The following is a 13,658-nucleotide window of genomic DNA, read 5'->3' on the forward strand; positions in this document are numbered from 1 at the left end:
GTGCCCCGGCCCGGGCCGTCCCGCGTCGAGAGCAGCCCCGCCGGTCGCCGCAAGCGGCACACGGGTGCGGGGGCCCGCCCCGGGATACGCCCGGGGGCGAAGGCAGCACCGCCGCAGGCCCGTCCGGGGTGGAAGAAACGCCCGTCGCCGCAGGCGCAGGGGCCCGGGGCCAGCCGGAGGCGGTACGCCTCCCGGGCCCGCCCCGGCATCGAAGCCGACGCCTGCCCCGGGACCGACCCCGTCCCAGGGCCTGCCCATCGCCGCAGGCGACACACGGGTCCGGGAGCCCGCCCCGGGATCCACCCGGTCGCGAAGGCAGCATCCGCCGCAGGCGGCACACGCCCCGGGGCCGGTCCCGCCCATCGCCGCAGGCGCACGGACCCGAGGCCCGCCGCAAGCGGCACACAGCCCCGGGCCCCGCCCAGCGACAGGACCCGCACGGTCCCGGGGACCGTGCTCCCCGACCCCGTACCCGCCCCGCCGCGCAGCGACTACGCTCCGGATTCCACGCGCTTCTTCAGGCCCGCCAGGGCGCGGTCGATGATGACCTTCTCGGCCTTGCGCTTGATCATGCCGAGCATGGGGATCTTGACGTCGACGGTCAGCTGGTAGGTGACCTCGGTGCGGCGGCCGCCGTCGAGCGGGGTCAGGCGGTAGGAGCCGTCGAGGGAGCGGAGCATCTGGGACTTGACCAGGGTCCAGCTGACCTCGTCGGCGCCGGTCCAGGTGTACGCGAGGGTGTGGTCGTCCTTGATCGCGCCCGCGTCGAGGAGCAGCCGGACCTTCTCCGCGCGGCCGGCGGCGTCCTTCTCCAGGACCTCGGCCTCCTTCACCTCGCCCGTCCACTCGGGGTAGCGGGCGAAGTCGGCGATCACGCCCATGACGTCGGCCGGCGCCGCCTCGACGGTGATGCTCGAGCTGGTGTGTTCGGCCATCGCGGTGGCTCCTCCACTGTGCGGTCCGGCGGAAGTCGGGGGGCACGGGCGTGCCGGTGGCAGGCTATCGCGCCCGGGGTCCCGGCCCCGCCACGGGAAGGCCCGGGATCACCACTCCAGGGCGAAGGGCCTGCCGGTCGAGGCGAAGTGGCCGACGTTGACGCACTCGGTGGCGCCCACCCGCATCCGCCGGGCCAGCGGCTGGTGGACGTGGCCGAAGAGCGCGTAGCGCGGCCGGGTGCGCCGGATCGCGTCGAGCAGGGCCCGGCTGCCGCGCTCGAAGCGGCGGGCCACCGTGTCGTAGGTGAGGTCCGGGACCTCCGGCGGGATGTGGGAGCAGAGGACGTCGACCTCGCCGAGCGCCTCGACCTTCGCCGCGTACTCCTCGTCGGAGATCTCGTACGGCGTGCGCATCGGGGTGCGCAGGCCGCCGCCGACGAAGCCGAAGACGCGTCCGCCGAGCTCGACCCGCTCCCCGTCGAGGACGGTGGTCCCGGGCCGGGCGAACTCGGGCCAGAAGCGGGGGATGTCCACGTTCCCGTAGGTGGCGTACGTCGGGGTGGGGAAGGCGGCGAAGAGTTCGGCGTACTGCCGGCGCACGGCGGCCTCGATGGCGGTGGTGCGGTCGATGCCGAGCTCGGCCCAGAGGCGCCGGCCCAGGTCACGGGCCTCGTCGAAGCGGCGGGCGGTGCGCAGCTCGACGAGCCGGTCGGCGTTCTCGACGCCGAAGAGGTCGGGGAAGATGCCCCGGCCGTGGTCGGCGTAGTCGAGGAAGAGGACCAGGTCCCCGAGGCATATCAGGGCGTCGGCGCCGTCCCCCGCCCGGGCGAGGTCCCCGGCGTTGCCGTGCACGTCACTGACCACATGGACTCGCATGGAGCCACCTTAGGGGGCGTCCCCCGGCCCGGGTCGGGAATCGGGCGACGGGCCGTTCCCGGCCGCCCTACCTGCGGTTACTTCCGAGTCCGGAAACCGGTGGACTACTGTTCACAGAGCACCGTCATGCGTGTGTGACGCACGGAACATCTGACCGGGACCCCCTATCGGGAACCACGTACTGATGGGTAACGTCCGGGCAGTCCAGTCGTGCTCACCCCCACTGAGCACCTGACCGAATATGGACTACACCGGTGCATCACACAGAGCCGTGGCGCCGGCGCCCGATGAGGAGCAGCAGTCTTGCGCGAGTTCAGCCTTCCGGCCCTGTACGAGGTCCCCACGGACGGCAACCTGACGGATCTCATCCGCCGCAACGCCTCCCAGCACCCAGACGTCGCCGTGATGGGGCGCAAGGTCGACGGCGTCTGGACGGACGTCACCGCCACCGCGTTCCTCGCCGAGGTCCGGGGGGTCGCCAAGGGTCTGATCGCGGCGGGGGTGGAGCCGGGCGACCGGGTCGCGCTGCTCTCCCGCACCCGGTACGAGTGGGTGCTCCTCGACTTCGCGATCTGGAGCGCGGGCGGCGTGACCGTGCCGGTGTACGAGACCAGCTCACCGGAGCAGATCCAGTGGATCCTGGGCGACTCGGGCGCGAGCGCCGTCCTGGTGGAGAGCGCGGCGCACGAGGAGTCGGTGGCCTCGGTCCGGGCGGACCTGCCGGAGCTGAAGAACGTGTGGCGGATCGAGGACGACGCCGTCGCGCGCCTCACCGCCGAGGGGGCCGGGGTCTCCGACGAGCTGCTCGACGAGCGGATGTCGGCGGCGAACGCGGACGACCCGGCGACGATCGTCTACACCTCGGGCACCACGGGCCGCCCCAAGGGCTGCGTCCTGACCCACCGGGCCTTCTTCGCCGAGTGCGGCAACGTGGTCGAGCGGCTGAAGCCCCTCTTCCGCACGGGCGAGTGCTCGGTGCTGCTGTTCCTGCCGGCCGCGCACGTCTTCGGGCGGCTCGTCGAGGTGGCGTCCGTGATGGCGCCGATCCGGCTGGGCTGCGTCCCGGACATCAAGAACCTCACGGACGAGCTGGCCTCGTTCCGGCCGACGCTGATCCTGGGCGTGCCCCGGGTCTTCGAGAAGGTCTACAACTCGGCGCGGGCGAAGGCGCAGGCCGACGGCAAGGGCAAGATCTTCGACAAGGCCGCGCAGACGGCCATCGCGTACAGCCGGGCGCTCGGCACCCCGCAGGGCCCGTCCCTCGGTCTGCGGCTGAAGCACAAGGTCTTCGACAAGCTGGTCTTCGGCAAGCTGCGGGCGGTGCTCGGCGGGCGCGGCGAGTACGCGATCTCGGGCGGCGCGCCGCTGGGCGAGCGGCTCGGCCACTTCTTCCGGGGCATCGGCTTCACCGTCCTGGAGGGCTACGGCCTGACGGAGTCGTGCGCGGCGACCGCGTTCAACCCGTGGGACCGGCAGAAGATCGGCACGGTCGGGCAGCCGCTTCCGGGCTCGGTGGTGCGGATCGCCGACGACGGCGAGGTGCTGCTGCACGGCGAGCACGTCTTCTCGCGGTACTGGAACAACGAGGCGGCGACGGCCGAGGCGCTGGCCGACGGCTGGTTCCACACGGGTGACATCGGCACGCTCGACGAGGACGGCTATCTGGCGATCACCGGCCGGAAGAAGGAGATCCTGGTGACGGCGGGCGGCAAGAACGTCGCCCCGGCGGTCATCGAGGACCGGATCCGGGCGCACGCGCTGGTCGCGGAGTGCATGGTGGTCGGCGACGGGCGTCCGTTCGTGGGCGCGCTCGTCACCCTGGACGAGGAGTTCCTCGGGCGCTGGGCGGCCGAGCACGGCAAGCCGGCCGGTGCGACGGCGGCGACCCTGCGCGACGACGCGGAGCTCCTGGCCGAGGTCCAGCGGGCGATCGACGACGGCAACACGGCGGTGTCCAAGGCGGAGTCGGTCCGCAAGTTCCGTGTGCTGCCGGCCCAGTTCACGGAGGAGGCGGGGCACATCACCCCGTCCCTGAAGCTGAAGCGGAACGTGGTGGCGAAGGACTTCGCGGACGAGATCGAGGCGATCTACCGGGGCTGATCCCGGTACGCGCACGAAGAGGAGGCCCCGGACGGACCGTCCGGGGCCTCCTGCGTGCGCGCACCGCTCAGAGCAGCTCGCGCAGCCGCTCCGCGAGCAGGTCCCAGCGCCACTTCTCCTCGACCCAGGCCCGGCCGCGTTCGCCCATGCGGGCGCGGAGTTCGGGGTCGAGGAGGAGGGTGGTGACGCGGTCGGCGGTCTCCTCCGGGGAGTCGCCGCGCACGACCCAGCCCGTCTCGCCGTCGAGGACGGCGTCGGGGGCGCCGCCGGAGTCGCCCGCGACGACGGGCAGTCCGGTGGCGGAGGCCTCCAGATAGACGATGCCGAGGCCCTCGACGTCGAGGCCGCCGCGCCGGGTGCGGCAGGGCATGGCGAAGACGTCCCCGGCCCCGTAGTGGGCGGGCAGTTCGGCCCAGGGGACGGCGCCGGTGAAGCGTACGGATCCGGCCACGCCCGTCTCGGCGGCGAGGCGGCGCAGGTCCCTCTCGTACGGGCCGCCGCCGACGATCAGGAGGACGGCGTCCGGGACCCGGCGCAGGATGCCCGGCAGGGCCCTGATCAGGGTGTCCTGGCCCTTGCGCGGGACGAGCCGGGAGACGCAGACGACGACGGGCCGGTCGCTGAGCCCGAGGCGGGCGCGGACCGCGTCGCCGCCGGAGCCGGGGTGGAAGGTCTTCTCGTCGACGCCGGGCGGGAGCTGGACCATCCGGCCGGCGGCGGCCGGGGTGAGGGCCGAGGCGATCCGGGAGCGGGTGTACTCGCCGAGGTAGGTGATCGTGTCGGTGCCCTCGCCGATGCGGCGCAGCAGCTGCCGGGCGGCGGGCAGTTGGGCCCAGCCCGCCTCGTGGCCGTGGGTGGTCGCGACCAGGCGCCGGGCGCCGGCCCGGCGCAGGGCGGGGGCCATCAGGCCGAGCGGGGCGGCGGCGCCGAACCACACGGACGCGCAGCCGTGTTCGCGCAGCAGCGCGGTGGCGCGGGCGGTGACCCGGGGGGTCGGCAGCAGCATCGTGGTGCGGTCCCGGACGACGGTGAAGGGCTGTTCGGCGTCGAACGCGGCCGTCGCCTCGGCCCCTTCGCGGCCCCGCTTCCAGGTGGAGGCGTAGACCACGACCCGTTCGGGGTCCAGGCGGAGGGCCATGTTGTGCAGGAAGGCCTGGATTCCCCCGGGACGCGGCGGGAAGTCGTTGGTTACGATCAGGGTCTTGTGCATCGTGGCCGACAGTACGCGATCGCACCCACAGCCCGGCACCACCACTCCCCCGCGCGAGCGGGCCGACCGGACGAGGACGAGTCAGTGACGACGGGCGCAGTGGGGAAGGGCCCGCGCACGGGCCTGTGGCTTCCCGTCGGCCTCTGGAGCCTCACCCGGGTCCTCCTCCTGCTCTGCGTGTTCGACGTCGTGGAGGTCCCGGGACCGGACATCGCGTACGACGTCGAGAACATCTACCGGGGCTGGTACGAGGTGCTGCGGGCCGGCACCTATCCGCTGGACGACGTCACCTGGCAGTACCCGCCGGCGGCGGCGTTCGTGATGCTGGCCCCCGACCTGCTGCCGTTCCTCGGCTACGCGGCCGCCTTCTTCGTCCTGGCGCTGCTCTGCGACGCGCTGGTCTTCGGGCTCCTCCTGTACACGGGCCGCCGGGCGGGCCGGACGTTCCGGGGCGCCTGGATCTGGCTGGCGGGCGTCGCGCTGCTCGGCCCGACCGCGTACGCCCGGTACGACGTGATGGTGACCGCCGTCGCGGTGGCGGGGCTCCTGGCGGCCGGCCGGAGCCCGCGGGTGCTGGGCGCGCTCGCCGGTTTCGGGACGGTCCTGAAGGTGTGGCCGGCGCTGGTGCTCGTGGGCACCCCGAAGGGGCGGGCGACGCTCCGGTCCTGGTCGGCGGCGGCGGGCGCGGCGGCCGGGGTGCTGCTGCTGTGCGTGCTGTGGAAGCCGGGGGCGCTGTCCTTCCTCTCCTTCCAGCGGGACCGGGGGACCGAGGTGGAGTCCCTGGGCGCGACGGTCTTCCACGTCCTGCGGCACTTCGGCTGGGAGGGCGAGGTGCGGATGAACTACGGCTCGATGGAGTTCCTCGGCCCGTACGTGCCGGCGGTGTCGACGGCCGCGATGGCGGTGACGATCGGCGCCTTCGGCTGGCTGTTGCTCTGGCGGGTCAGGGCGCGCCGGTTCGTCTCCTCGACGGTGGCGGACGCGGCCTTCGTGGCGGTGCTGCTCTTCACGCTGACGAGCCGGGTGCTCTCCCCGCAGTACATGCTGTGGCTGGTCGGTCTGGCGGCGGTGTGCCTGGTCTTCCGGTCGAGCCGGATGGAGCGGCCCGCGCACCTGGTGGTCTGGGCGACGGCGGTGACGCAGTTCGAGTTCCCGGTGTGGTTCTGGCACGTGACGCGGAGCGACGCGCTGGGCATGGCGGTGCTGTTCACCCGCAACGGCCTGCTGGTCGCCGCCGCCGTCCTGGCCTGCCGGATCCTGTGGCGGCAGACGGTCACGGAGCCGCGCCTCGCCGCCGCGACCGTCCCCGCGCAGGCGGCACGCCCGGAGCGCGAGAAGGCCCTGTCGGGCTCGTTCCGCTGAGCGGGGACGCCCCCGCGAGGGTGATCCGGGCGAGGTACGGGCTCGCGGGGGTGCCCTCGAAGACCCCGGCGAGCGCGATGTACCCGCCGAGCGGGATCAGGTACGGGCCGACGCAGCGCAGGAAGAGCGCGCCCGCCGTTCGTCGCGGCCCGCGCCGAGCAGGTGGGCGCTGTGGATGGCGGCGGCCTGCCGGACGGCGTAGAAGGCCATGGTGGCGGCGTACATGGCCTTGGTGGCGATGCCGTGGGCGGCGGCCGGGGCGTGGGCGGGGTGGCCGGGGCCGCCGAGCAGGAGGGCGGCGAACGGTTCGCGCAGCAGGTGTCCGCCGAGCGCGAGCCCGACCCCTTCCGCCGGGGGATGCTGCGGATCGCCCGGGCGGCGGGCACGGCGGAGAAGGCCTGGCCGGCGGAGGTCCTGGAGGAGCTGGAGCGCCGGGCCGGTCAGCCGAGCTGATCCGCCACGTAGGCGCGCCAGTCCTCGGTGAAGGCCTCCGGGGTGGTGTCCAGGACGTCGTGGAGCGCGTTCTCCACCGCACCCTCCCGGCCCGGATGGGCGCCCACCGCCCGGTAGAAGGCGGTGAGCTCCGCCTCGCCCCAGCGCTCCGCGATCAGCTCGCAGGCCAGCCAGCCGCCCTCGTAGGCCCGGGCCAGGGCCTCCGCGTCCCCGCCGAAGGCGAAGTCGGCGTCCTCGGGGAGCCGGACGGGCTGCTCGCCGTCCCGGACCGCGCGGCGCAGCTCGGGGGCGGCCTGCGCGGGGGTGCGGTCCGCGTCCCGGTAGGCGATCCAGTCCGCGAAGCCCTCGGAGAGCCAGACCGGGGTCGACGGGGTGGTGTGGGCGCGGGTGGCGACGTGGACGGTCTCGTGGGTGAGGACCAGCTGCCGGCCGAAGTCGCCGAGCATCCCGTACGCGTCGGGGTTGACGATCACCCGGTCGGCGGGCGCGTCCGCCCCGCCCCTGGTCTCGCCCGTGGTGACGGCCGCTATCCCCCGGTAGGAGTCCCCCGGCGCCCCGAGCAGCTCCCCCATGGCGTCCAGGGAGCCGGGGACGAGGACGACCACCCGGCGGGCCCAGTCCTCGGGCCAGGCGCCGGTGACGGCGGGGACCGCCCGGTCGGCCGCCGCCGCGACCTCCCGGAGCCGCGCCCGGTCCCGGCCGGTGCCGAGGACCAGCGAGCGGGTGCCCCGGACGACCGTGACGTCCCCCTGCTCCCACAGCTGCCGGGGCGCCCCCTGCGCGGGCCGCTCGCCGGTCACGTACCAGCGTCCGCCGCGCTCGGTGAGGTCCAGGATCCGGGCGGTGGTGACGGGCCGCCGGTCGTGACCCCTGAGCCGGTGGCCGAGCTCGGCGCGGGCGGTGACCCGGTCGGGGGCGGTGCGCTCGACGCCGGTGACCTCGTACGACCAGCCGTCGAGCGGGACCGCCGCGAGCCGCCGGTAGACGGTGAGGGCGGCCGGGGCGTAGGCGGGGTCGAGGGCGGCCCGGTAGCCGGGCTCGTCGCGGGCGAGGAGGGCCCTGGCGTGCTCGTCGAGGAGCGCCTGGATCTCCCGGGACTCGGTCCGGGCGACGGGCCCGGTCCCCGCGCAGCCGACGAGGCCCGCCAGGGCGAGCAGCAGGGACAGCAGGCAGAAGACCGCCGGCCGTCGCGCTCCGTACCCCTGACCCGCCACGCCTCCGATCGTACGATCCGAACGGCGGACGCGGCTCCCGGGGCGGGCCCGGCCCGCCGGGGCCGGGGGCGGGGGCGCGTCCGGCTCAGACCCGGGTCACCGTCACGTGCGACATCATGTTCACCGGGTCGTAGCGGACCCGGGCGCCCGGGTAGGGGGCGTGGATGACCTGCCCGTTCCCGACGTAGATCGCCACGTGGCTGGCGTCGCCCCGGTACGTGACGAGGTCCCCGGGCTGCGCCTGCGCGAGCGGCACCTGCCGGCCCGCGTACCGCTGGGCGGCCGAGGTGCGCGGCAGGGCGATCCCGGCCTGGCGGTAGGACCAGACCATCAGGCCCGAGCAGTCGAAGGCGGAGGGGCCGGTCGCCCCCCACACGTACGGCCTGCCGACCGCGCTCCGGGCGGCGGCCACGGCGGCGGCGACCCGCGAGGAGACCGGGCCGGAGCCGACGGCGGCGGTCGGCTCCCCGGCCGGGCCGCCGAAGGCCCCTTCGGCGCGGGCGTCCTCGCGGCCGCCGGTGCGGGAGGCGCGCTCGTCGAAGTCGGCGCGCTGCTCGGCGGTGAGGGAGGCGAGCACCCGGCGGGCCTCGGCGAGCTTGCGCTCGACGATGCGCTTGTGGCGGGCGACCTCGGTCCGGCTGCGCTCCAGCTCGGCCAGGACCGTGCGGGCCTCGCTCCGCTGCTGGCCCAGGCGGCGCTGCTCGCGCCGGAGTTCGCCGAGCGCGTCGCTCTGGCGGGCGGTGAGCCGGTCGAGGGCCGAGGCGCGTTCGAGGTAGCTGTCCGGGTCGGAGGAGAGCAGCAGGGCGAGGGCGGGGTCGATGCCGCCGGAGCGGTACTGGGCCCCGGCGAGCGAGCCGAGGACGCCCCTCATGCGGTTGACGCGCTCCTGGCCCCGGGCCAGTCCGTCGCGGGCCCGGGAGACCGTGCGGCGCAGCTCGTCCGCCTTCTCGTCCGCCGCGTTGTAGCTCTCGGTGGCCCGCTCGGCCTCCTCGAAGAGGCGGTCGACCGTGGTCCGGGCGGCCCCGGTGCCGGCCCCGGGGTCGGCGCTCGCGGGGACGGCCCCGAGGGACGCGGCCGCGGTGGCCGCCGCGGCGGCGGTGAGGACGGTGACCCGGGCGGGTCGGCGGTGGGACGCCACGGATCGCGCTCCGTTCGGCTCGACGCAGACTGGCGCGGCAGACAGTAGCCGCTGCCACCCCCGCGTCCAACGAAGGCGCCGGGCACGCAAAGTGACGCCCCGCCGGAGAACACAGGTCACCGGCGGGGCGTCGGGTCAGCGCGGGTCGCGGGGAACCACCCGTTCGGGCGGCATGACGCGGCGGGTCGCGGGGTCAGCCCCCGATGCGGACGCCGAACTGGAACGTCCCCATGTAGTCCATGGACTCGTAGCGGACGCTGGCGCCCGGCTTGGGGGCGTGCAGGATCGTGTTGTTGCCCGCGTAGAGGCCCACGTGCGACAGGCTGTTGAAGAAGACCAGGTCGCCCGGCTTGAGCTGGCTGCGGCCGATCTTCACGCCGTCGTTCTGCTGGGTGTAGGTGACGCGGCTGAGGTCGGCGCCGGCCTGGCGGTAGGCCCACTGGGTCAGACCGGAGCAGTCGTACGCGTTGGGGCCCTCGGCACCGGAGACGTACGGCTTGCCGATCTGGGTGGCGGCGGCGCTGAGCGCGGCGGCGCCGAGGCCGCTCGCGGGGGCCTCGTTGCCGAGGTCGAGGCGCTCGCCGGCGGCGCGGCTGGCCCGCTGCTCCTTGGCCCGCTCCTCCTCCGCGATCCGGGCCTTCTCGGCCGCGGTGAGGGTGTTGAGGAGCTTCTGGGCCTCGGCCAGCTTGCCCTGGTACTTGCGCTTCTTGTCGCCGAGGGACTTGCGGACGCTCTCGAGGTCGCCGAGCTTCTCGGTGGCCTCGGCGCGCTGCTGGGAGAGGGTGCGCTGCTTGGCCTGGATGGCGGTGAGCACGTCGGCCTGCTGGGCGCTCAGCTGGTCGATCGCGGACGCCTTGTCGAGGTAGGTGTCCGGGTCGCCGGAGAGGAAGAGCTGGAGGGCCGGGTCGATGCCGCCGGAGCGGTACTGGGCGCTGGCGACCGAACCGATCTTGTCGCGCAGGGCGTTGAGCTCCTGCTGACCGCGGGCCACCTTGTCCTGGAGCTGACCGATCTCCTTCTGCAGCTTGCCCCGGCGCTCGTCGGCCTGGTTGTACTGCTCCGTGGCCTCCTCGGCCTCGTGGTGCAGCGCGTCGACCTTCGACTTGACCTCGTCGATCTTGGGCTTGGCGGGGGCCGCCTGGGCGCCGGACTGGGCGGTGAGGGCGACGGCCGCGGCCGCGGTCACGGTGAGCACGGTCACGCGGGTGCGGCTCGGCTGCTTGGGTCGACGGTGGGACGCCACGAAGGCGATCTCCTTCTTCCTCGAGCCGCCAACCGGTCAGGGGCAGGCGGTTCCTCCGCCGTCACCCCGGATGGGTGATCAACCGCGCGAAGGTTCGAGCCCCGACCCTAGTGACCGAGTTGTGATCATTCAAATCCCACCGGAGAAAATCTCGCTCACGCACCACATTATTTACATACATCGCACGGGCAGTGAGGGGCGGTTGACGGTCCGCCGTCCACAATCCGGGCATAAGGGCCAGGAGTTACGAGGGGCTACGAGAGCCGCGAAAGCCGCTTCAGCAACAAGGCGGACGCGACCGGACGCGCCCCCGCCTTCGCCACACCGTCGGCCACCTCGCGGTCCGTGGAGACCACCACCACCGGCCGCCCCGGCGGCTCCGCCCGCACCAGCTGCCGGATCAACTCGTCGGCCGTGACACCGGGCTTGGAGAACAGCACCCGCACCCCGCGCGGCGGCGCGAGCAGCACCGGGGCCGCCAGCTCCGCCCCGTCGAAGACGCAGGTGACCTCGGCGCCCGAGCGGGCCGCGAGGGCCGAGAGCCCGCCGAGCAGCCGCAGCCGCTGCTTCTCCAGCGGCATCGTCGGATAGCCGGTCTTGGTGACGTTGTAGCCGTCGACGACCAGATGGGTCTGCGGCAGCGACAGGAGCTGGTCCAGCAGCGCCGGGTCGGTCTCGGAGAGCGCCCGCGCCGCGATGTCCTTCGGGGACATCCGCCCCGGCTCCACCGCGTCCACGGTGTCCGCCGGATGCGTCGAGACGGGCGGCAGCGCGAGTTCGCGGCGCAGCCCCTGGGCCGCGTCGAGGACCGTGTCGAGCAGCAGTCGCAGCCGCATGTCCTCCACCGAACGCCCCTCGCGGGCGGTCCTGCGACTGGCCTCCAGGGCCGCCTCGACCTCGCCGAGCCGGGCCCGCAGCCGCCGGCTCTCGCTCTCGGCGGCCGACACCTGGGCCGCCGACTCGGCCCGCGCGGCCTCGATCTCGCCCTGGACCTTGCGCAGCGCGGCCTCGCCCCGCTTCACGTCGCTCTGCGCGCTGCGCAGCTTGCGGTGGAGCGACTCGGCCTCCTTGCGGGCCGCCTCCAGGTCGTGCCGCAACTGCTCGGTCTCGCCCCGGGAGCGGTCCCGGGCGGCGGCCAGCTCCTCGCGCAGCCGCTCCAGTTCGCGCCGGCCGGCCTCGTCGGCCCGCTCGGCGTCGGCCCGCAGGGCCTCCTCGCCCGCGGCGGCGACCAGCTTGACCCAGCCGGGCGGACGCAGCACGTAGGCGGCGGCGGCCACGTCGACGGGGTCGGCCGCCGCGGGCGGGGCGCCGCCCTCGACGGCTCCGGCCAGCTCGGGCTGGCCCTGCTTGAACCGCTCGCCGATCCGCTGCCGGAAGAGCGGATCGCTCTCCAGGGCGGCCGCCATCGCGTTGCCGGCGAACTTGGCCCGCCGGCTCGCGGTGAAGCGGGCGTACTGCCGCAGGGGCGCGGGCAGCTCCGCGACGGTCAGCCCGCCGAAGGCGTCCGCGACCAGCGCGACGACCCGCCGCCGCACGCCCTCCGGCAGCGGGTGGTCGAGCGTCTCGGCAGCGTCACCTGCCGCGCCGGCCGGCTCTCCACCGTGCGCGGGCTGCTCCACGATCCGTCACCCCTATGTCGTCCGCGCCGTCCCTCAGGAGGCGGCGCCCGGCCTGTCCACCAGTTCGATCCGGTCCACCGCGTTGCACCAGCGGCAGCGGACCGACTCGATGGTCTCACTGACCACCTGCCGCTCCTCGACCGTCGGCTCCCCCGCGAGGTCCAGATGGACGTACTCGACGACCTTGGACGAGCGGGTCACGTCGAAGCGGGTGAGGTTGCCGCAGAGCGTGCAGCGCCAGCGGGTCTCGGCGGTCGGCAGGGGAACCGTCGTCATCGAGCCGTCCTTCTTCCTGTTGCGTGGTACTCAGGTGCGGGAGCCGCGGTGCGCCGTCGAACTGCGGTCGTACTGCCCGCAACCCTACGGCCTCACGCGCGGGCGGGGGCACGGCGAGGCACTCTGTCCACTTCGTCCCGGGTGCGCCATCATCGGCCCATGATCGATTGGCGAAGCGCGGTGACCGGCACACTGCGGGGCGCCCGCGGCGGACCCGCGGTGACGTACGGGCTCATCGCCGCCTGCTGCCTCCTCTTCGCGTTCGGCCCGGTCTCCGGGCTGAACCCGGCGTACGGCACGGGGGACGCGCTCCTGGCGGCCCAGGGGTCGTACTTCCGCCGCTGGGGGGTCGTCCCCGCCGAGCTGATGAGCGGTGAGCCGCGCGCCCTGCTCACCCCGTTCACCGCGCTCTTCGTCCACGGCAGCTGGCTCCACCTGCTGGGGAACATGCTCTTCCTGTACGTCTTCGGCGCGATGGCCGAGGAGCGCATGGGCCGGGTCGCCTTCGCCCTCTTCTACCTGGCCACCGGCTGCCTCGCCCTCGCCGGGTACGCGGCGGCGCACGCCCACAGCGAGCAGACCCTCGTCGGGGCGTCGGGGGCGATCTCCGGGGTGCTCGGCGCCTTCCTCTTCCTCTTCCCGCGGTCCCGGGTCACCAGCCTCTTCCCCTTCCTCCTCTTCCTGCCGCTGCGCTTCCCCGCCTGGATCGTGCTGATCTTCTGGTTCACGCTCCAGTGGATGGCCGCGCGGGCGGCGGGCGCGGGGCCCGGCGTCGCCTATCTGGCTCATGTGGTGGGCTTCGCGATCGGCTTCCTCTACGCCTGGGTGCGCTATCGGGGTGGGGATAGAGTGAAGGCCCCAGCCGCGGCGACCGAGGGAGAAAGCCAGCCGTGATCACCGCGATCGTGCTCATCAAGACCAGCGTGGACCGCATCCCCGAGATCGCCGAGTCGATCGCGGCGCTCGACAGCGTCAGCGAGGTCTTCTCGGTGACCGGTACGTACGACCTGATCGCCATGGTCCGGGTGCCGCGCCACGACGACCTCGCGGACGTGATCCCCGGCAGCATCAGCAAGATCCCGGGCGTCGAGGCCACGGACACGCACGTCGCGTTCCGCACGTACTCGCAGCACGACCTGGAGGCGGCCTTCGCCATCGGTCTGGAGTCCTGAGGCTCCGTACGCGCGCACAGGGTGAAGGGGCCTCCCGGTCGGGAGGCCCCTTCACCCGTA

Annotated in this window: 13 protein-coding genes; 5 read left to right on the plus strand and 8 right to left on the minus strand. The window is 74.2% G+C overall.

Features of this window, described 5'->3' with window-relative positions:
• Positions 1-491 precede the first annotated feature (491 nt).
• Both ACIQD7_RS12900 and ACIQD7_RS12905 read right to left on the minus strand, forming a co-directional pair.
• On the minus strand, positions 492-935 hold the full coding sequence (locus ACIQD7_RS12900) for an SRPBCC family protein (protein WP_121828477.1): 444 nt from the start codon (positions 933-935) through the stop codon (positions 492-494).
• Positions 936-1,043: 108 nt separating this feature from the next.
• A complete protein-coding gene (locus ACIQD7_RS12905) occupies positions 1,044-1,811 on the minus strand; it encodes a metallophosphoesterase (RefSeq protein ID WP_402441584.1) in 768 nt (255 codons plus the stop codon).
• Between the two features lie 303 nt (positions 1,812-2,114).
• Between ACIQD7_RS12905 and ACIQD7_RS12910 the strand changes: the two genes are divergently transcribed.
• The gene (locus ACIQD7_RS12910; protein ID WP_402441585.1) at positions 2,115-3,911 is read left to right on the plus strand and encodes an AMP-dependent synthetase/ligase; all 1,797 of its coding nucleotides are present in this window, start codon (positions 2,115-2,117) and stop codon (positions 3,909-3,911) included.
• Positions 3,912-3,978: 67 nt separating this feature from the next.
• On the opposite strand, the gene ACIQD7_RS12915 is transcribed toward ACIQD7_RS12910, so the two are convergent.
• Positions 3,979-5,121, minus strand: coding sequence for a glycosyltransferase family 4 protein (locus ACIQD7_RS12915; RefSeq protein ID WP_402441586.1), 1,143 nt, complete (start codon positions 5,119-5,121; stop codon positions 3,979-3,981).
• Between the two features lie 84 nt (positions 5,122-5,205).
• Between ACIQD7_RS12915 and ACIQD7_RS12920 the strand changes: the two genes are divergently transcribed.
• A complete protein-coding gene (locus tag ACIQD7_RS12920) occupies positions 5,206-6,483 on the plus strand; it encodes a glycosyltransferase 87 family protein (protein ID WP_402441587.1) in 1,278 nt (425 codons plus the stop codon).
• Between the two features lie 243 nt (positions 6,484-6,726).
• Positions 6,727-6,936: a hypothetical protein gene (locus tag ACIQD7_RS12925; protein WP_402441588.1), complete on the plus strand. Its 210-nt coding sequence runs from the start codon at positions 6,727-6,729 to the stop codon at positions 6,934-6,936.
• Here the strand turns inward: ACIQD7_RS12925 and ACIQD7_RS12930 are convergent.
• From ACIQD7_RS12930 to ACIQD7_RS12950, 5 genes are all read right to left on the minus strand, one after another.
• Entirely contained in the window at positions 6,924-8,150 is a 1,227-nt protein-coding gene (locus tag ACIQD7_RS12930; RefSeq protein WP_402441589.1) for a hypothetical protein, read from the minus strand. The genes ACIQD7_RS12925 and ACIQD7_RS12930 overlap by 13 nt on opposite strands.
• Before the next feature lie 85 nt (positions 8,151-8,235).
• Positions 8,236-9,288, minus strand: a complete 1,053-nt coding sequence (locus ACIQD7_RS12935) for an NlpC/P60 family protein (RefSeq protein WP_402441590.1) — start codon at positions 9,286-9,288, stop codon at positions 8,236-8,238.
• Between the two features lie 193 nt (positions 9,289-9,481).
• Entirely contained in the window at positions 9,482-10,531 is a 1,050-nt protein-coding gene (locus tag ACIQD7_RS12940; RefSeq protein ID WP_402441591.1) for an NlpC/P60 family protein, read from the minus strand.
• 254 nt (positions 10,532-10,785) lie between these two features.
• Positions 10,786-12,150, minus strand: coding sequence for an NYN domain-containing protein (locus ACIQD7_RS12945; RefSeq protein ID WP_121828468.1), 1,365 nt, complete (start codon positions 12,148-12,150; stop codon positions 10,786-10,788).
• Between the two features lie 33 nt (positions 12,151-12,183).
• Positions 12,184-12,426, minus strand: a complete 243-nt coding sequence (locus ACIQD7_RS12950) for a hypothetical protein (RefSeq protein WP_030205668.1) — start codon at positions 12,424-12,426, stop codon at positions 12,184-12,186.
• A gap of 159 nt (positions 12,427-12,585) precedes the next feature.
• Between ACIQD7_RS12950 and ACIQD7_RS12955 the strand changes: the two genes are divergently transcribed.
• Positions 12,586-13,320 carry a rhomboid family intramembrane serine protease gene (locus ACIQD7_RS12955; protein WP_402441592.1) on the plus strand — a complete coding sequence of 245 codons (735 nt, stop codon included), beginning with the start codon at positions 12,586-12,588 and terminating at the stop codon, positions 13,318-13,320.
• The gene (locus ACIQD7_RS12960) at positions 13,317-13,598 is read left to right on the plus strand and encodes an Lrp/AsnC family transcriptional regulator (protein WP_030205672.1); all 282 of its coding nucleotides are present in this window, start codon (positions 13,317-13,319) and stop codon (positions 13,596-13,598) included. The genes ACIQD7_RS12955 and ACIQD7_RS12960 overlap by 4 nt, the downstream gene beginning before the upstream one ends.
• The last annotated feature ends 60 nt before the right edge of the window (positions 13,599-13,658 follow it).

The organism is Streptomyces sp. NPDC093071, from assembly GCF_044754545.1.
Lineage (GTDB): Bacteria > Actinomycetota > Actinomycetes > Streptomycetales > Streptomycetaceae > Streptomyces.

Coding starts and splice junctions, on each gene's coding strand:
- ACIQD7_RS12900 (WP_121828477.1), bottom strand. CDS start 935: ATGGCCGAACACACCAGCTCGAGCATCACCGTCGAGGCGGCGCCGGCC.
- ACIQD7_RS12905 (WP_402441584.1), bottom strand. CDS start 1,811: ATGCGAGTCCATGTGGTCAGTGACGTGCACGGCAACGCCGGGGACCTC.
- ACIQD7_RS12915 (WP_402441586.1), bottom strand. CDS start 5,121: ATGCACAAGACCCTGATCGTAACCAACGACTTCCCGCCGCGTCCCGGG.
- ACIQD7_RS12950 (WP_030205668.1), bottom strand. CDS start 12,426: ATGACGACGGTTCCCCTGCCGACCGCCGAGACCCGCTGGCGCTGCACG.
- ACIQD7_RS12955 (WP_402441592.1), top strand. CDS start 12,586: ATGATCGATTGGCGAAGCGCGGTGACCGGCACACTGCGGGGCGCCCGC.